Annotated in this window: 15 protein-coding genes; 11 read left to right on the forward strand and 4 right to left on the reverse strand. The window is 41.6% G+C overall.

The annotated features are described in order from the left end of the window. The first annotated feature begins 11 nt into the window (after positions 1–11). Genes acnA through icd form a run of 3 tightly spaced genes read left to right on the forward strand, consistent with a single transcriptional unit; the run spans position 12 to position 4994 of the window. Positions 12–2675, forward strand: coding sequence for an aconitate hydratase AcnA (gene acnA / locus HMPREF0847_RS00450; RefSeq protein WP_020992577.1), 2664 nt, complete (start codon positions 12–14; stop codon positions 2673–2675). 2 nt (positions 2676–2677) lie between these two features. Continuing rightward, the gene (locus tag HMPREF0847_RS00455; RefSeq protein ID WP_008809538.1) at positions 2678–3796 is read left to right on the forward strand and encodes a citrate synthase; all 1119 of its coding nucleotides are present in this window, start codon (positions 2678–2680) and stop codon (positions 3794–3796) included. Further along, a complete protein-coding gene (gene icd / locus HMPREF0847_RS00460; protein WP_037622204.1) occupies positions 3783–4994 on the forward strand; it encodes an NADP-dependent isocitrate dehydrogenase in 1212 nt (403 codons plus the stop codon). The genes HMPREF0847_RS00455 and icd overlap by 14 nt, the downstream gene beginning before the upstream one ends. 28 nt (positions 4995–5022) lie before the next feature. Here icd and HMPREF0847_RS00465 read toward each other — a convergent pair whose 3' ends face one another. Beyond that, a complete protein-coding gene (locus tag HMPREF0847_RS00465; RefSeq protein ID WP_008809536.1) occupies positions 5023–5421 on the reverse strand; it encodes a hypothetical protein in 399 nt (132 codons plus the stop codon). A 358-nt stretch (positions 5422–5779) separates the two neighbouring features. Between HMPREF0847_RS00465 and HMPREF0847_RS00470 the strand changes: the two genes are divergently transcribed. Together HMPREF0847_RS00470 and HMPREF0847_RS00475 are read left to right on the forward strand one after the other, a co-directional pair. Further along, positions 5780–7351 carry a DEAD/DEAH box helicase gene (locus HMPREF0847_RS00470; protein WP_008809535.1) on the forward strand — a complete coding sequence of 524 codons (1572 nt, stop codon included), beginning with the start codon at positions 5780–5782 and terminating at the stop codon, positions 7349–7351. 305 nt (positions 7352–7656) lie between these two features. Continuing rightward, positions 7657–8403 carry a DeoR/GlpR family DNA-binding transcription regulator gene (locus HMPREF0847_RS00475; RefSeq protein WP_008809534.1) on the forward strand — a complete coding sequence of 249 codons (747 nt, stop codon included), beginning with the start codon at positions 7657–7659 and terminating at the stop codon, positions 8401–8403. Between the two features lie 16 nt (positions 8404–8419). Here the strand turns inward: HMPREF0847_RS00475 and HMPREF0847_RS00480 are convergent, their stop codons facing one another. From HMPREF0847_RS00480 to HMPREF0847_RS00490, 3 genes are all read right to left on the reverse strand, one after another. Next, complete coding sequence (locus HMPREF0847_RS00480) at positions 8420–8686, reverse strand: GIY-YIG nuclease family protein (RefSeq protein WP_020992578.1); 267 nt, start codon at positions 8684–8686, stop codon at positions 8420–8422. Further along, complete coding sequence (locus HMPREF0847_RS00485; protein WP_008809532.1) at positions 8676–9422, reverse strand: tRNA1(Val) (adenine(37)-N6)-methyltransferase; 747 nt, start codon at positions 9420–9422, stop codon at positions 8676–8678. Before HMPREF0847_RS00485 ends, HMPREF0847_RS00480 begins: the two co-directional genes overlap by 11 nt. 104 nt (positions 9423–9526) lie before the next feature. Next, positions 9527–11896 (reverse strand): cation-translocating P-type ATPase, encoded by a 2370-nt coding sequence (locus HMPREF0847_RS00490; protein WP_020992579.1) that lies wholly within the window; start codon positions 11894–11896, stop codon positions 9527–9529. 129 nt (positions 11897–12025) lie between these two features. On the opposite strand from HMPREF0847_RS00490, the gene HMPREF0847_RS00495 reads away from it, so the two are divergent. The 6 genes from HMPREF0847_RS00495 to HMPREF0847_RS00520 all read left to right on the forward strand — a co-directional run bounded on the left by HMPREF0847_RS00495 (position 12026) and on the right by HMPREF0847_RS00520 (position 18124). Next, positions 12026–12766, forward strand: coding sequence for a lysophospholipid acyltransferase family protein (locus tag HMPREF0847_RS00495; protein ID WP_008809530.1), 741 nt, complete (start codon positions 12026–12028; stop codon positions 12764–12766). 38 nt (positions 12767–12804) lie between these two features. Further along, entirely contained in the window at positions 12805–13332 is a 528-nt protein-coding gene (locus HMPREF0847_RS00500; RefSeq protein ID WP_008809529.1) for an HXXEE domain-containing protein, read from the forward strand. Positions 13333–13428: 96 nt separating this feature from the next. Continuing rightward, a complete protein-coding gene (locus HMPREF0847_RS00505; RefSeq protein ID WP_020992581.1) occupies positions 13429–14094 on the forward strand; it encodes a helix-hairpin-helix domain-containing protein in 666 nt (221 codons plus the stop codon). Beyond that, positions 14078–16318 carry a DNA internalization-related competence protein ComEC/Rec2 gene (locus HMPREF0847_RS00510; protein WP_008809527.1) on the forward strand — a complete coding sequence of 747 codons (2241 nt, stop codon included), beginning with the start codon at positions 14078–14080 and terminating at the stop codon, positions 16316–16318. Before HMPREF0847_RS00505 ends, HMPREF0847_RS00510 begins: the two co-directional genes overlap by 17 nt. Before the next feature lie 90 nt (positions 16319–16408). Beyond that, the gene (gene holA, locus HMPREF0847_RS00515) at positions 16409–17446 is read left to right on the forward strand and encodes a DNA polymerase III subunit delta (protein WP_008809526.1); all 1038 of its coding nucleotides are present in this window, start codon (positions 16409–16411) and stop codon (positions 17444–17446) included. Between the two features lie 72 nt (positions 17447–17518). Continuing rightward, entirely contained in the window at positions 17519–18124 is a 606-nt protein-coding gene (locus HMPREF0847_RS00520; RefSeq protein ID WP_008809525.1) for a superoxide dismutase, read from the forward strand. Positions 18125–18226: the final 102 nt, after the last annotated feature.

Here is an 18226-nt window from a genome sequence, read left to right on the forward strand (position 1 = left end):
GGGGTAGAAATATGGCAGAATACCTAAGCGATTTAAATTACAAAGGTAATGTATACCGATATATAGATTTGAAGAAAGCCTCGGCTTTGCTAGGAGGAGATATAAAAAAACTTCCTTATTCTATACGCATATTATTCGAAAGTGTCCTTCGTAAGGAAGATGGTATAGACGTTAAAAAAGATAACATTAATTCTTTGGTGCATTATCAAGCTAAATCACCAAGCGGAGAAGTTCCTTTTAAGCCTAGTCGAGTCATTCTCCAGGATTTTACAGGTGTCCCTGTCGTGGTGGATTTGGCCAGTATGCGTGATGCTATTGTTGGCCAGGGAGGTCAGGCCGATCAAATTAATCCAGAGATTCCGGTTGATTTAGTCATTGACCACAGTGTTCAGGTGGACTTTTATGGCTGTGACACAGCTCTGGAGGCCAATATGAACCAAGAGTTTCTCCGCAATAATGAGCGTTACGAATTTCTCAAGTGGGCAGAAAAATCGTTTGATAATTATCGAGCAGTTCCCCCTGCTACTGGGATAATCCATCAGGTCAATATCGAATTTCTCAGTGATGTCATCATTGAAAAGGATGGGCAACTCTATCCAGATAGTATGTTTGGGACGGACAGTCATACGACTATGATCAATGGTATTGGTGTTCTGGGCTGGGGTGTTGGTGGGATTGAGGCTGAGGCTGCCATGTTAGGTGAGGCTTCTTATTTCCCAGTTCCTGAGGTGATTGGTGTTCGTCTCTTGGGAAAGCTGCCTAAGATTGCGACAGCGACAGATTTGGCTTTAAAGGTCACGCAAATTTTGCGGCAGGAAAATGTTGTTGGTAAATTTGTCGAGTTCTTTGGGCCTGGCTTGTCTAATCTAAGTCTGGCTGACCGGGCTACAGTGGCCAATATGGCGCCAGAATACGGAGCTACCTGTGGTTATTTTCCGATAGATGAGGAAACGCTCAATTACATGCGTCTGACCAATCGGTCAGAAGATCATATTGAGCTGACCCGTCTCTATGCTCAAAAAAATTACCTTTTCTATGATGAAAAGGTTGAGCCAATTTATACCAAGGTAGTCGAAATTGATTTGTCCAGCATTGTGCCGAGCATCTCAGGGCCCAAGCGGCCCCAAGATTTGATTGAATTAACAGCTGCTAAAGAGGAGTTTCAAGCTAGTCTAGTCAGAGAAGCGGGGGTCCGAGGCTTTGGTCTAGATGAGAGCGAGCTAGAAAAGTCAGCAGTGGTTCAATTTTCTGATCATGAGGAGAAGATTAAGACGGGCCATGTGGCTATCGCTGCCATTACTAGCTGTACCAATACATCTAATCCCTATGTCCTGATGGCGGCGGGGCTTTTAGCCAAGAAAGCAGTCGAAAAAGGTTTACGGGTCTCAAAGACTGTCAAGACTTCTTTGGCTCCTGGCAGCAAGGTGGTCACAGGCTATCTCAAGAAGAGTGGTCTTCAGTCCTATCTGGATCAGCTTGGTTTCAATGTGGTCGGCTATGGCTGCACTACTTGTATTGGAAATTCAGGAAATCTCCGACCGGAAGTGGCTCAGGCAATTACAGATACTGACTTGCTGGCTAGTGCTGTTCTTTCAGGAAACCGGAATTTTGAAGGGCGGATCAATCCACTGGTCAAGGCCAATTTCCTAGCTAGTCCGCCCTTGGTGGTTGCCTATGCTTTGGCTGGAAATACCAATGTCGATCTGACTAGCGAGCCACTAGGATATGATCAAAAGGGGCAGCCTGTTTATTTGATGGATTTGATGCCAGAGCACGACTTGGTTGCAGACTATGTTCAAAAATATGTGACGCGCCAGCTTTTTGAAAAAGAATATGCCCATGTGTTTGACGACAATGAAAAATGGAATCAGATTCCGACAGCCTCTTCTCAAAATTATCAGTGGAATCAAGCTTCGACCTATATTCAAAATCCACCTTACTTTGATGGTTTAGCGGATGATTTAGCTATTCAGCCACTGAAAAATCTTGCAGTGCTGGCAAAATTTGGGGATACGGTCACGACAGACCATATCTCCCCAGCAGGAAATATTGCCAGAAACAGCCCAGCAGCTTCCTATTTGCTAGAACACGGAGTGGATTACCAAGAGTTTAATTCCTATGGTAGCCGTCGGGGTAATCACGAGGTCATGATGCGGGGGACTTTTGCCAATATTCGGATTAAAAATGAACTGGCAGATGGAAAGATTGGTGGTTACACAGATTATAAAGGAGAGTTGTTATCCATTTATGAGGCGGCCATGCGCTACAAGGAAGAGCAAATTGACACCATTGTCCTAGCTGGTAAAGACTATGGTATGGGGTCCAGTCGTGATTGGGCAGCTAAGGGAGCTAATCTTTTGGGTGTCAAGGTGGTGCTGGCAGAGAGTTTTGAGCGTATCCACCGGTCCAATCTGGTCATGATGGGGATTCTTCCTCTGCAGTATCTAGAGGGTGAAAATGCGGCTAGTCTAGGCTTAACAGGCAAGGAGACTTTCGACATTAATCTGCCACAGAACCCGCAAGTTGGCCAGCTGGTTGATGTGGTAGCTCGAAAAGGTGCTGAAGAAATAGCTTTTCAAGCTCGGCTGCGTTTTGATGCAGAGGCGGATATCCGTTACTACGAAAACGGAGGAATTTTGCCCATGGTCGTTAGAAAGAAATTAGAGGAGGTGTGAGCATGAGTCAGACGGACGGTTTGAAAGATACCATTGCCTGTGATACCAGGATTAGCCAGATTGTGGATGATTCTTTGTCTTATGCAGGCTACAATATCTCTGAATTGGTAGAGCACCATGCAAGCTTTGAAGAGGTGATTTATCTGCTGTGGCATTTGCATTTGCCAACTCAGATTGAGCTCAAGCATTTTGAAGAAGATCTGCGAGATAATTATGCCATTAGCGATGCGGTGGAGCAGTGCATCCTTATCCAGTCACGTAAGCACCTTCATCCCATGAGCGTCTTGCGCTCAACGGTCAGTCTTTTGGGTGTTTATAATGTCCATGCTGAGGAAACTTCTCTAGAAGCGACCTATGAGCAGAGCATCCAGCTTATGGCAAAGATGCCGACTATTATTGCGGCTTTTGCCAGACTGAGGTCAGGTCAGACTCCGGTAGAGCCGCGGGAGGATTTGGGCTTTGCGGCTAATTTCCTCTATATGCTCAAAGGACAAGAGGCTAGTGAGCTTGAAGTCAAAGCCTTTAACTGTGCCTTGGTGCTCCATGCTGATCATGAACTCAATGCATCAACCTTTGCGGCTCGTGTCTGCGCCTCAACCTTGACCGATATTTATTCCTGCGTGACAGCAGCTGTTGGAGCGCTCAAGGGCTCGCTTCATGGCGGTGCTAATGAATGTGTCTTTGATATGCTGAAAGAGATCAGAGAGGAAGGGAATTGCCAGGCCTATCTAGACCGCAAACTGGCCTCTCATGAGAAGATTATGGGTTTTGGTCATCGAGTTTATAAGACTCAGGATCCGCGTGAAAAATACCTGCGTCAAATGGCTAAGGACTTGACACAGGGGACCAAGGATGAGGTTTGGTATCAGCTTTCAGTGGAAATTGAAGCCTATATGAAGCATACCAAGCACCTGATACCGAATGTCGATTTTTATTCGGCTACGGTTTACCATGTGTTGGGCATTGACAGCAGTATCTACACCCTGATTTTTGCCATGAGCCGGGTGGCTGGCTGGATTGCTCATATTCAGGAACAGCGCAAGAACAATAAACTGATTCGTCCACGTTCTAACTATATTGGTGCTCAAGGTTTGGAGTATCTTCCCATTGGAAGGAGATAAAATGGCAGATAAGATTTTGTTTGAGAAAAGGCGGTTGCAGGTACCAGCTTCTCCTATTATTCCATACATCCAGGGTGATGGGATTGGGGTTGATATCTGGAAAAATGCCCAGCTGGTCTTTGATAAGGCTTTAGAAAAGGCTTATGGTGGCCAGAAAAAGGTTGTTTGGAAGGAAGTTTTGGCTGGGAAAAAAGCAGCAGACCAGACAGGTGACTGGCTACCGGACGAAACGTTGGCAACGATTAAGGATTGTCTGGTGGCTGTTAAGGGGCCGCTAGAAACCCCAATCGGAGAAGGACTTCGTTCCTTGAATGTGGCCTTGAGACAGGAATTGGACCTTTACGCCTGCCTGCGGCCAGTTCGTTATTTCAAGGGAGTTCCCAGTCCGCTCAAGCACCCAGAGAAGACAGATATCACGATTTTTCGGGAAAATACAGAAGACATCTATGCAGGGATTGAGTGGGAGAGTGGAACGACTGCAGTACAAAAAGTTATCGATTTCCTGCAGAAGGATATGCAGGTTGACAAGATTCGTTTCCCAGAAAGCTCTGCTATTGGGATCAAGCCTATTTCTAAGCAGGGAAGCGAGCGGCTGATACGGGCAGCCATTGACTACGCGTTAGCAAAAGGCCTAAGGCGTGTCACTCTGGTTCACAAGGGCAATATCCAGAAATTTACAGAGGGTGGTTTTCGGAAATGGGGCTATGAACTAGCTCAAAGAGAGTATTCGGATGAGTTGGCTTCTGGAAAACTAGTTATTCAGGATGTCATTGCAGATAATTTTTTGCAGCAGATTTTGCTCTATCCCGAGAAATTTGATGTTGTTGCCTTGACCAATTTAAATGGTGACTATGCCAGCGATGCCTTGGCTGCTCAGGTGGGCGGGATTGGTATTGCGCCAGGAGCCAATATTAATTTCGAGACTGGTTATGCTATTTTTGAAGCTACTCATGGGACGGCGCCAGATATAGCGGGTCAAAACAAGGCTAATCCTTCTTCTCTTCTCTTATCGGGGGCCATGCTCTTTGATTACATTGGTTGGTCAGAGGTCTCTCAGCTCCTGACTAAGGCTATTGAGAAGGCTCTCTTTGAGCAAAAAGTGACAGGCGATTTTGCCAGTCAGCTGGAAGGAGTAGCACACTTGACCACTAGTCAATTTGCTGAGGAGCTGGTAGCTAATATAGAAAAGTGTCCATAATGAAAAAAATGATGAAGAATCTGCCTATCTAGACAGTCTCTTCATCACTTTTTTGTCTTTTTCGATATTCCAGTCCCCAGCCGATGATCCAGCAAAAGACTAGCAGATAATTTTCAATCCAGCCCAGTAGATTCGCTTGATTCGCCTTTGCCAGATAGCCTAGCAGATGGTTGGTACCAAAGCCCAGCCCGCCCAGAATCAGTGCTAGCAAGGTCATACGCAGATAGAACCAATCATACTTTATGTTGGCGGCAATGGCTAAAGGCAGAATAGCCAGATTCCAGAAACCAATTTCCCGCTGCCAGTAGGGAGCTAGACCATAGATGGACTCATTGCCCAAGAGCTGGGGCTGGAATATCTGGATCATAGCCGCGCCCAGCATAGCTAAGATAAGTAAAATGAAAATCACTCGTAAAAATTTGTTCATACCTGTCTCCTTTCTTCTTTGTAGATTATAATGCTTTTGAAAATGATTTTCAAGTTTTCATTTTTTACAAAAGAAATCTCTAATAAAATATTTTACAGTCAAGTCCTATCTTTTTAACCTTATTTATGGTATACTAGATAGGTTGCAAAACTTACAGTTTTTCTATTCAGTGGGAACTAGCGACCGAGTCGGCGCTTTTTTAGTGCCTGGACTTGAGAGACCATATTTATGAAGAGAAGAGCGAATACTCTCAGAAAATCGAGATTTAGCAAGCGACATGTGCTTGGTATGTTTCGATAATTGAGTATCAAAAGCCTTATAAGGTGGCTTCGCACCGCCTTTAGAAAGAAGAAGAACATTGAAATTTAATGAATTACATTTATCTACTGAATTATTAGCAGAGATTGAAAAAGCTGGCTTTGTAGAAGCAAGCCCTATTCAAGAGCAGACGATTCCACTTGCTATGGCAGGTAAGGATGTTATTGGTCAGGCCCAGACAGGGACAGGAAAGACAGCAGCCTTTGGCTTTCCAACTTTGGAGAAGATTGATACAGATAATCCTGCTGTGCAAGCGTTGGTTATCGCTCCAACCCGCGAATTGGCCGTGCAGAGTCAGGAAGAGCTTTTCCGTTTTGGCCGCAGCAAGGGGGTCAAGGTGCGTTCTGTCTACGGTGGCTCCAGCATCGAAAAGCAAATCAAGGCCCTCAAATCAGGTGCTCATATCGTCGTAGGAACACCTGGGCGTCTCTTGGACTTGATCAAACGCAAGGCGCTTAAGTTGAACCAGATTGAAACTTTGATCTTGGACGAAGCGGATGAAATGCTTAACATGGGCTTTTTGGAAGATATTGAGTCGATCATTTCTCGTGTGCCAGAAGAACGTCAGACCTTGCTCTTTTCAGCGACCATGCCGGATGCTATCAAGCGTATCGGTGTCAAGTTTATGAAAGAGCCTGAGCATGTTAAGATTGCTGCTAAAGAGCTGACAACGGAGCTGGTGGATCAGTATTATATCCGTGTCAAAGAAAATGAAAAATTTGATACCATGACTCGCCTGATGGATGTGGAGCAGCCTGAGCTGTCAATCGTCTTTGGTCGGACCAAGCGCCGGGTGGATGAGCTGACTCGCGGTCTGAAAATCCGTGGTTTCCGAGCAGAGGGTATCCATGGTGATTTGGACCAAGGCAAGCGCCTTCGCGTCCTGCGCGACTTTAAAAACGGCAATTTGGATGTCTTGGTGGCGACAGATGTGGCAGCGCGTGGATTGGACATTTCTGGTGTGACCCACGTCTACAACTACGATATTCCGCAGGATCCAGAAAGCTATGTTCACCGGATTGGTCGGACTGGTCGTGCTGGTAAGTCAGGTCAGTCTATCACTTTTGTTGCGCCAAATGAAATGGGCTATTTGCAGATTATCGAAAATCTGACCAAGAAGCGCATGAAAGGCCTTAAGCCAGCGACTGCAGAGGAAGCTTTTCAAGCTAAGAAAAAAGTTGCTCTTAAGAAGATTGAACGTGATTTTGCGGATGAAAGCATCCGTTCTAACTTTGAGAAATTTGGCAAGGATGCTCGCAAGCTGGCAGCAGAATTCAGCCCAGAAGAGCTGGCTATGTATATCCTCAGCTTGACGGTGCAGGATCCAGATGCCCTTCCTGAAGTAGAAATTGCTCGTGAAAAACCATTGCCATTTAAACCGTCTGGCAGCGGCTTTGCCGGAAAAGGCAAGGGAAGTCGTGGCGGAAATGGCAACCGTCGCAACAATGACAATCGCCGTGACCGAGGTGGCCGTCGCGACCAATTTAAGAAAGGTCGTAAAGAAGAGCGTTTTGACAAAGAAAATCGCTACCGCAAGGATCACAAGAAGCCACGCAATACTTCTAGTGAAAAGAAAACCGGCTTTGTTATCCGTAATAAAGGTGATAAATAAACAATTGAAAGACTGCTAGTTAAAACTAGTGGTCTTTTTCTGTTCTAGAATTGTGAGATATCCTTGTAAAGAGTTTTTGTTTTTTGTAGTAAAAGACAAGCTCAAGTTTAACAAAGTAAAACATTTTTTAACAAAAATAACTAAATTTCATATTTTTATGTGTATTTTTTCAAAAAGTGTAGTATAATAGGCGTAGAAAGCCTACTCATATTAAGATAGGCATTACATTGAATACGGGTTAACCAATAATGTTGAAGATTAGGCGCTGCCATCTCATTTTAACAATAAACAAAAGGAGCAGGTAAATGAAGGAAGGTAGACATAGAATTATTCTGCAGGAGCTTGACCGGGCGGGTTTGGTATCAGTTAGGAAATTAAAGGATCTTTTGGATGTAACGGATATGACCATTCGTCGCGATTTAATTGATCTTGAGAAGCAAGGTTTTTTAGTTCGGGTTCATGGAGGGGCACATAAAAAAGTTAGAGATGGCTTAGTGGAAGTTCCCCATACTGAAAAAATCATGATCAACACGGAAGAAAAAGAAGCGATTGCTAAAAAATGTGCAGATCTCATTTCTTCAGGAGATACAATTTTTATCGGTTCAGGTACTACAACAGCTTTGATTGGAGATTTCCTTGATGATAAGACTGTTAATATTGTTACCAATTCCTTGCCAATCTTTGAAAAGTTAAAGGATAATCCTCACTATGATATCCTTTTGATTGGTGGTCGTTATCGGGTTAAAACGCAAACTTTTGTAGGACAATTTGCCGTTAATTTACTCAAAGAAATCAAGGTTTCTAAGGCTTTTATTGGGGCTAATGGAATTGATGGTCACAATATTACAACGGCTAATGAAGAAGAAGGAAATGCGGATGCTATTATCCTTAACAATGCGATTGAAAAATACATTGTCGCTGATAATAGCAAATTTGACAGTTATTCTTTCTACACTTTTTATCGCTTAGATGATGTAAATGCTATTGTAACGGATGACAATATTTCTCAGAGAATGAAAGATAAGTATCAATCTTATACAAAAGTTTTATAAAAACAAAAATGCCAAACTAGTGTTGGGCATTTTTTTGTGTTTCAATATAAGCCAATTTTTCTTGACGAGTTTTCTGTTTGAAGAGAGCTTCTGCTGACATGGCAGAAGATTTGTCAGGGTATTCTTCCTGATAAAGCAGTTTAACAGGCAGTCTGGCACGAGTATACTTTGCACCTTTTCCTGCATTGTGGACAGCCAAACGCTTTTGCACGTCCGTGCTATAACCGGTGTAGAGAGTACCATCAGTGCACTCTAAGACATACATATAGGCTTTAGTTCCCATGGTAGATCTCATATATTTCTGGAGTATAGCTACCGTCTTCCTCGTGCAGAATGAGAGGTGGTAGTATCTTTAAGCCGTCCCTTGAGCCATCTTTAATAGCTTCAATCAAAAGCATATTGGCTCCTTTACCTATCTTGGGATAGACAAATTGGATTCTTTTTGGTGCCAGGTTGTGAGCTTTCATAGTATCTAAGATATCTAAGAAGCGGTCGGGTCTGTGAACCATAGCAAGGCGCCCGTTTGACTTGAGAACTCGTTGGGCGACAGTGCAGATTTCTTCAAGATTAGTTGAAATCTCATGTCGGGCCAGAAGATAGTGCTCGCTTTCATTGAGATTGGAATGTTTGTCAACCTTGAAATAGGGAGGGTTACAAAAGATCATATCCACCTTACTACAAGGAATATAGTGAGGGAGATTTTTTAAATCATCGTGAATGACTTGCATTTGCTGGTCAAGTTGATTGAGCTGGATGGAGCGTTGCGCCATATCTGCCAGCCGTTCCTGGATCTCAACTGCAATAATCTTAGCCTGAGTGTGGGCACTGGCAAATAAGCCGACAGCGCCATTGCCGGCACAGAGGTCTACAATCAAGCCACTCTTGGGTAATTTTGGAAAGCGAGAGAGCAGAACACTATCAACAGAATAGCTGAAGACCTCTCGGTTTTGAATGATTTTAACGTCAGTAGAAAAGAGCTGATCCAGCCGTTCTCCTTCTTTTAATACTGCTTTTTTCATAGTGTTATTATAGCACGAGTCAAAGGACGAATTCAATCTTGAATAGAAAAAAGTTCTAACTAGAAAAATGTTAGAACTTTAATGAATATTTAGTAACTCTATCTTTAATTGCTGAATTGGCCATTAGAAGGCCGTTCATTTTTTTCTTGGAGGTAATTGACCAAGATAAAAATAAGGCTGAAGACCAAGGCCAGGATAAGGAAGATAGGGGTAGTTTGACTGGTCAAGGTTCCAATTTCGATAAAGGAACGAAGGAGGTAGGCTGTTCCGAAAAATCCTCCAATAGACCAGATGATGAGAAGAATTCTCCAAAGATTGAGCGGAATACAAGCGCGTGCTACAGAAAGAAAACCAATGGTTCCTAGTAAGTAGTAAGAGACTGTAGACATATCAAGAGAACTCCAGCCATTATAAGCACCGAAAATTCGGACAAATAGTACACTGAAGACAACCATGAGTCCGCTTGGCAGGGCTTTGAAAATTGCTTTTTTAAGGAACTTAGGCTCTACCGGACGGATATTGCGCTCGAATGTCAGCACAAATGGAGGGAATCCTTCGACAAATTGGTCAAAGAGAGTGATTTGCACTGGAATGAAAGGAAAGACAAGAAGCCATTCTTTATTTCCTAACAAGACACTGGCGATACAAATCATGGTCAAGATAAAGGAGTAGATGGTCTTCACCAAGAAAATAGGAGCGATACGGGCAATGTTATTTACCACGCGCCGACCTTCAAAAAGAATCTCAGGGACATCATTAAAATCTGAGTTGAGAAGAACGAGATTAGCAATCTGCCGTGTCGCAGGATCTCCTTCAGCCATAACAATTGAGCAGTCTGCTTCGCGCAGGGCTAGAATGTCGTTTACCCCGTCACCAGTCATGGCTGTTGTATGGCCTGCTTTTTTCAAAGTCTGAATAATGAGTTTTTTCTGGTGAGGAGACACACGGCCAAAGATAGCCGTTTCTTCAGCTGTAGCAATCAAGTCAGTATCTGAGACAGTTGAACAGTCAAGATAGTTTTGATAGTTCTCAAAGCCTGCCTTGGCGGCAATATTTGAAACAGTAATTGGATTATCACCAGAGATGATTTTCAGATTAACGTCTTGGGATCGCAGGTATTCGAGGGTATCAGCAGCCCCTTGCCGGATAGGATCTGTAATTTCTAAGACAGCCAGAACTTTAATCTGTTGTGGCAGAGTCATGTGCTGGTAGTTAAGTTTATCAGTGCTAGAAGCTAGAGCCAGAACCCGCGAGCCACGTTCTTGGGATTCTTGAACTGGTTTTAGATTTTGCTGATGGAGCAAGATTTCGGGTGCTCCTAGGAAGATAGTCCCAAAGGGTTCCATTTCCATAGCTCCCCATTTTCGATCACTGGAGAAGGGGATGGTATTGGAAGTTTGATATTTTGTTTGGGTTGAAGGAAATCTTTTACGAATGGCTTGAGCAGTAGGGTTTTTATCATCGCTGTTGGCCATATAGTTAGCTAAAATATTTGAGATGGTCTCTGCTGAAATAGATTCTGACAAGGGATAAACTTGCTCTACTTTCATCTTACCTTCAGTAATAGTTCCTGTTTTATCCAAGCATAAAGTATCCACATGAGCGAGGGTTTCAACTGAGTACATTTCTTGTACCAGGACCTTGCGCATTCCCAGCTTAATAACAGCTGTTAAGAGCGAAGTGATAGTCAACAGGGCAATTCCTTTTGGAAGCATACCCAACAGGGCTGTTGATGAATTGATAACAGAGTCTTTGACAGGAAGCTGTTTGATGAGTAAGGCTTCAAAAAAGAGAGCTAATCCGCAGGGGATGATGATTTTTCCGGTAAAAGCAGCGATTTTATTCAAAGAATCCAAGATGCGAGAGTTGAGTGGCTTAAGGGTTTTGGCTTCTAACATCAGTTTAGCAGCGTAGTTATTGGCCCCTACTTGAGATACCTGGGCTAAGACCTGTCCGCTGGCTAAAAAACTACCAGACAGCAATTGATCGCCAATTTCTTTGAGCACAAGATCACTTTCACCAGTAAGCATGGCTTCGTTGGCTTCTGCAAAGCCATCTAGTACAATAGCATCACTGGGAACCTGTTCTCCAGCTGACAACTGAATCACGTCCTCTAAAACGATTTCTTCAGGATTTATTTTTTCTTGCTGGCCATTTCGAATCACGCTGATCTTTTCTCTAGTCATAAGATTCAGCTTATCAATCATTCGTTTTGCCCGAAGTTCAGTCATAATACCGGTTAAGGCATTGAATGATATGACTGCAAAGAATACCATGTTACTCCAAGCTTGAACAAACGCCAGTGCAAGAGCAATAACAAAGTTTAGTGCGTTAAATAGTGTAAACACATTGCGTTTAATAATGTCCCAAGTGCTGGAGCTGGTTTTGGCTGTAAAATCATTTGTTAAGCCTTGTTGGATTTTTTCAGACACCTGGTCAGATGTTAAACCAGTAAAGTTTTTCATATTTTCCATGTCGCTATCATATCATTTTTTAGGGAAAATTTCTAATGGAATCCGCCTCCAACCAAAAATGAAAAACATTGCAGTTGATAGAAGGTTGAGGTATAATGGAAAAGTGAATGTATAGAAAGGTTTATGATTATGTTTTATACCTATTTAAGAGGATTAGTAATGTTTATTCTATGGGCTTTAAATGGAAATGCCCATTATCATAATTTGGATAAAATTCCTTCTAAGGATGAAAATTATATTTTAGTTGCGCCACACAGGACCTGGTGGGATCCTGTTTATATGGCTTTTGCAACCAAGCCAAAGCAATTCATCTTTATGGCAAAAAAAGAATTGTTTAAGAATCGTATTTTTGGCTGGTGGATTCGGATGTGTGGTGCCTTCCCTATTGACCGTGAAAATCCTGGACCTTCAGCTATCAAATACCCAGTTAATATGCTGAAAAAGAGCAATCGTTCCTTAATCATGTTTCCAAGTGGTAGTCGCCATTCAACAGATGTAAAGGGCGGTGTCGCTGTTATTGCCAGGATGGCAAAGGTTCGGATTATGCCCGCTATTTACGCTGGCCCCATGTCTCTTAAGGGACTAGCTTCTGGTCAACGGGTGGATATGAATTTTGGTAATCCAATTGATATTTCTGATATTAAGCGGATGGATGATGCAGGGATTGAAGAAGTAGCAAGACGGATTCAAGCTGAATTTGACCGGTTAGATGCTGAGGTAGTACCTTATCAAAAAGCTAAAGCGCCAAACATCTTATGGCGCGTATTGCGCTTGTTGGCCTTTGTCCCAGCAGCCATCATTGGTCTTTTAACCATTCTTTTTAGCTTCCTAGCTAGCTTCGTCTGGGATCCGGATAAACATAAAAAATAGGATTAGTTATCATTTTCTTTTAGGAGAAAGGAGAAGCTATGCCACTAGCCTTGTTGTCTTTTATCGTCCTATCGCTTTTTATGATTCATGAGTTTGATGAAATTATACTTGTCAAACCTTGGATCAAGCAGAATCAAGATCACCCTGATTATCAGAAGGAAATGTTTATCGCAGGAAAGTCAAGTTATCCTTCTGCCGAAAGCTTAGCCTTGATGATTGCTGAGGAATTTATTTTAGCTTTCCTCCTGCTCTTAGTAGCAATTCTCTGCCGATTTTCTGAGTTAGCCTTAGCAATTACTATCTGTCATACCTTGCATTTATTGGGTCACATTAGTCAGGTTATAAAATTTCGTTCTTTGGTTCCCGGTGGACTGACTGCAGTTCTAACCTTTCCAATCTTGTTAGTGATTTTAGCAGTCTATTTATCTCAGAATTCAGTTTCTTGGGTTTTACTGATTCTGCTCAGCATTCTAGTTATGCTAGCTCTCTTAGGTAATCTGCTTTTTCTACATAAACAGGCTCCAACCATTCATGCCTGGATTTATAGAATCAGTAAAAGGAATTAATAAGTATCTTAAAATGATCAAAAGTCAAGTTTACTTGGCTTTTTTTCTTCTTTTACGAATAAATAGGTGATACTTAATTTTGTTAAAGGAGAAATGATGATAGAAGATTTGATAGAAAAGGCAAAGCAATATAAAATTGCTCTAGGTATAGGCTTATTAGGAGCGATTGTAGCAGGCTTTATTTTACTACAGGGAAGAGACCAAGGGGGGACAGATGTCCAGCAATTGACAGAGCAAACTTCTTCCTCTAGCTCATATAAGGATGAAAAAAGTAACAAAAGCAATGAGATCAGTCAAACCGATACAGAAGATCAGTTGGTTACAGTTGATGTCAAGGGGGCGGTAAAAAAGCCGGGTGTCTATCAGTTGCAATCTAATAGTCGCGTTCATGATGCTTTAGAGAAGGCAGGTGGCATGACGGAAGAGGCTGACTTAAAATCCATCAATCAGGCTCAGAAACTAAGTGACGAGGCAGTAGTATATGTGGCCAAAGTAGGTGAAAATACTGTAGACGTTACAGCAAGTGCCCCTACAAGTGCAACATCGGGCACCGGTCAGACAAAATCAGCACTTGTCAATCTTAATACAGCAACAGAAGCAGACTTTCAAACTATTTCTGGTATCGGCCAAAAACGTGCTCAGGATATTATTGCTTACCGAGAAGCCAATGGCAGATTTAAGTCTGTAGATGATCTGAAAAATGTATCAGGTATTGGGGCCAAAACTCTAGAAAAATTAAAAGAATATGTCACAGTGGATTAAAAAACTTCCCCTTTCACCAATCTACTTGTGCTTTCTTTTGGTTTGGCTATACTTTGCTATTTATAGTGGTGAAAGGCTCGCTTATCTAGGTTTTTCCCTGCTTATAGCTCGCCTAATCTGGCATTATCCAAGAAAGAAATGGTTGCCAACTTTAGCTATTCTAATTGCTTTCTCTATTTTTTTTTATGCTAGACGTGAGTTGACGGAACAAGCTTTTCAGACTCAACCAGCTCCAGCAAGGCAAGTTCTTGTTTTACCAGATACAATTAAAGTGAATGGAGATTCCCTGTCTTTCCGTGGTAGAATGGACGGAAGACTTTATCAGCTCTACTACAAATTAGCAAGTCCAAGAGAGAAAAAATCATTCCAAAAACTAGCAGACTTGGTCACTTTAGAAATAGAAGCAGAGTTTAATCTAGCAGAAGGTCGGCGAAATTTTTCTGGTTTTGACTATCAGGCTTATTTAAAAAGTCAGGGAATATATCGGACAGTTAAAATCAGTAGGATTATGTCCAGTCACTCTGGTCAATCTATCAATCCATTTGATTGGCTGTCTGTTTGGCGTAGGAAGGCCTTGGTTTTCATTAAGACTACATTTCCAAGTCCAATGAGTCACTACATGACAGGACTCTTGTTTGGTGATTTGGATATTGAATTTGCAGAGATGAATGACTTGTACTCAAGTTTAGGAATTATCCATCTTTTTGCTTTATCAGGAATGCAGGTTGGCTTTTTTATGGATGCCTTTCGGAAAATTCTTTTGCGCATAGGCTTAAGGATGGAAACGGTAGATTGGTTGCAATTCCCGTTGTCCTTTATTTATGGAGGTTTGACAGGATTTTCTGTGTCAGTAGTGAGAAGTTTAGTGCAAAAATTATTGTCTCAATTTGGAGTGAGGCACTTGGATAATTTTGCGATGACCATAATGACCTTGATGTTTCTTATGCCGAGTTTTCTCCTGACAACAGGCGGAGTCCTATCTTGCGCTTATGCCTTTATCATCACTATGTTGGATTTTGAGGATTTTAGTGGCTTTCGTAAGGCCGTGCTAGAGAGTTTAAGTATCTCGTTAGGCATTTTACCGATTCTTATCTACTATTTTGCAGAATTCCAATCTTGGTCTATCCTCTTGACCTTCCTTTTTTCAATCGTCTTTGATACATTTATGTTACCTCTCTTGAGTCTAATTTTTCTCATTTCGCCTTTGTTTGCCTTCACTCAAGTTAATGTCTTCTTCCAATGGCTGGAAATGGTGGTTCGTTGGGTAGCTAGTTTGTCAACAAGGCCGATAATTTTAGGACAGCCAAATCTGCCTTTGCTTATTATTCTCCTGCTGGTCTTAGCCTTGCTCTATGACTTTAGAAAACAAAAAAAGATTAGGGTTTGTCTGAGTCTCTTAGCAATCTTACTATTTTTCCTAAGTAAATATCCTTTACAAAATGAAATCACAGTGGTAGATATTGGGCAGGGAGACAGTATATTTCTGAGGGATGTCAGAGGTAGGACTATCGTGATTGATACAGGAGGACGGGTGGAGATTGGAAAAAAAGAAGCTTGGCAAGAGCGCGTGAAAAAAAGTAATGCGGAAACGACCTTGATCCCATATCTAAAAAGTCGAGGAGTGGATCGATTGGATAAATTGGTCTTGACTCACACGGATACAGACCATATGGGAGATATGTTGGAGTTAGCTAAGCACTTTTCTATCCGAGAAATTTATGTTTCCAAAGGAAGTATGACTCAAGCTGATTTTGTAGATAAGTTAAAGAAGATGAAAGCTAAAGTTCATGTGGTTGAGGTGGGAGATCGGCTTCCTATTTTTGATTCGGCTCTTGAAGTGCTCTACCCGCTTACTCAAGGAGATGGAGGTAATGATGATTCAATTGTCTTGTATGGTGAATTTTACCGGACCAAGTTTCTTTTCACAGGAGATTTAGAAGCTCCAGGTGAAGGGCAGATGGTGACAGCCTATCCAGATTTAAGAGTAGATGTGCTCAAAGCTGGGCATCATGGTTCTAAAGGATCTTCTAGTCCAGAATTTTTAGAGCATATTAAGCCTAAGTTGGCCTTGATTTCAGCTGGTAAAAACAATCGCTACCAGCATCCGCATCAGGAAACTTTAGAAAGATTTGAAAAAATTCAAACTAAGATTTTACGAACAGATGAGCAGGGTGCTATTCGATTTAAAGGATGGAATTCTTGGCAGATAGAAACGGTTCGCTAGCCACTTAGGAATGAGATTGGACAGGCATTATCTTAAGCTGTGTGGTATAATATAGAGAACCAAAATAAGACAAACTAGGAGAAAGATTTCTTGTTAGCAATTGAGGCCATCAAAAATATAAAATTATCCAATTTACCTCCCCTTACTGTGTTAACAGGAGATGATTTGGGACAGTTCGAATTGCTGAAAGAACAGTTGTTGAAGCAAATTGAATTTAATGCAGCTGACTTGAATTATGCGCTATTTGATATGAAGGAAGCGGATTATCAGCAAGTGGAATTAGACTTGGTGAGTCTTCCTTTTTTCTCAGATGAAAAAATTATTATTCTAGATCATTTTATAGATATCACAACTGCTAAAAAGCGAAATTTATCAGATGATGAATTGAAGTCTTTTGAGGCGTATTTGGAGCATCCGGTTGAGACAACCAGGTTGATTCTTTTTGCAGAAGGTAAATTAGATAGCAAACGTAGAATTGTTAAGCTTTTAAAACGAGATGCGGAGATTTTTGAAGCATCAGAGCCGAAAGAACAGGATTTAAGGTCCTATTTTAGTAAAGTGGCTCAAACAGAGAATCTTCAGTTCGCTCCGACTGTGTTTGATCAACTCTTGATTAAATCGGGGTTTCAATTTAGCGAAATTAGTAAGAATTTATCTTTTTTAAAGGGATATAAGCCAGATGGTCAGATTGAGCTTGAAGATATTACAGAAGCTATTCCAAAGACCCTGCAGGATAATATCTTTGACTTGACTCAGTTAATCCTAAAGCAAAGGGTTGATGAAGCTCGAAGTCTTGTTAGTGATCTAAGGCTACAAGGAGAGGATGAAATCAAACTGATTGCTATCATGTTGGGGCAGTTTCGTATTTTTACTCAGGTCAAGATTTTGTCGGGAAATGGCAGGGCAGAAAGCCAGATTGTATCGGACTTATCTGATTATCTGGGACGCAAGGTCAATCCTTATCAAGTCAAGTTTGCCTTAAAGGATGCCCGCTCCTTGGATCTATCCTTTTTGAAAAAAACGATGACTTGCTTGATTGAAACAGATTATCAGATTAAATCTGGACTTTACGAAAAGGATTATCTATTTGATCTTGCATTGCTTAGGATTGCAACTGGAAATCTGTAAGCAAAATAGTTGAAAAAAAAACATGATTGCGTTATCATTTTCATAATAAATAAAGAAAAAGAGGTTTTGCAAATGGCAATTATTTTACCTGATCTTCCTTACGCTTATGATGCATTGGAGCCATATATCGATGAAGAAACTATGCACTTGCACCATGACAAGCACCATAATACTTATGTAACAAATGTCAATGCGGCACTTGCAAAACACCCTGAAATTGGCGAAGATTTAGAAAAATTATTGGCTGATGTCGAGTCTATTCCAGTTGATATCCGTCAAGCAGTTATCAACAATGGTGGTGGACACCTTAACCACGCTCTTTTCTGGGAATTGATGACAGCAGAAGAGACTGCTCCTTCTGCAGAATTGGCAGCTGACATTGATGCTACTTTTGGTTCATTTGAAGAGTTCCAAGCAGCTTTCACAGCTGCAGCAACAACTCGTTTTGGATCAGGCTGGGCTTGGTTGGTTGTTAATAAAGAAGGAAAATTAGAAGTGGTTTCAACTGCAAACCAAGATACTCCAATCTCAGAAGGTAAGACTCCAATCTTGGGCTTGGATGTTTGGGAACATGCTTACTATGTTAAATACCGTAATGTTCGTCCTGATTACATCAAAGCTTTCTTCTCAGTGATCAACTGGAATAAAGTTAACGAACTTTATGCAGCAGCTAAATAATAGAAACTAGGAGCGAATCACTTAGATTCGCTTTTTTAGTCACTTTTTTGCCTTTTAGACTTGTTATTTTTCTCATATTTTTTTATAATACTAAAAATTAGG

Origin of the sequence: Streptococcus sp. 2_1_36FAA (genome assembly GCF_000161955.2) — a bacterium.
GTDB lineage: Bacteria > Bacillota > Bacilli > Lactobacillales > Streptococcaceae > Streptococcus > Streptococcus gordonii.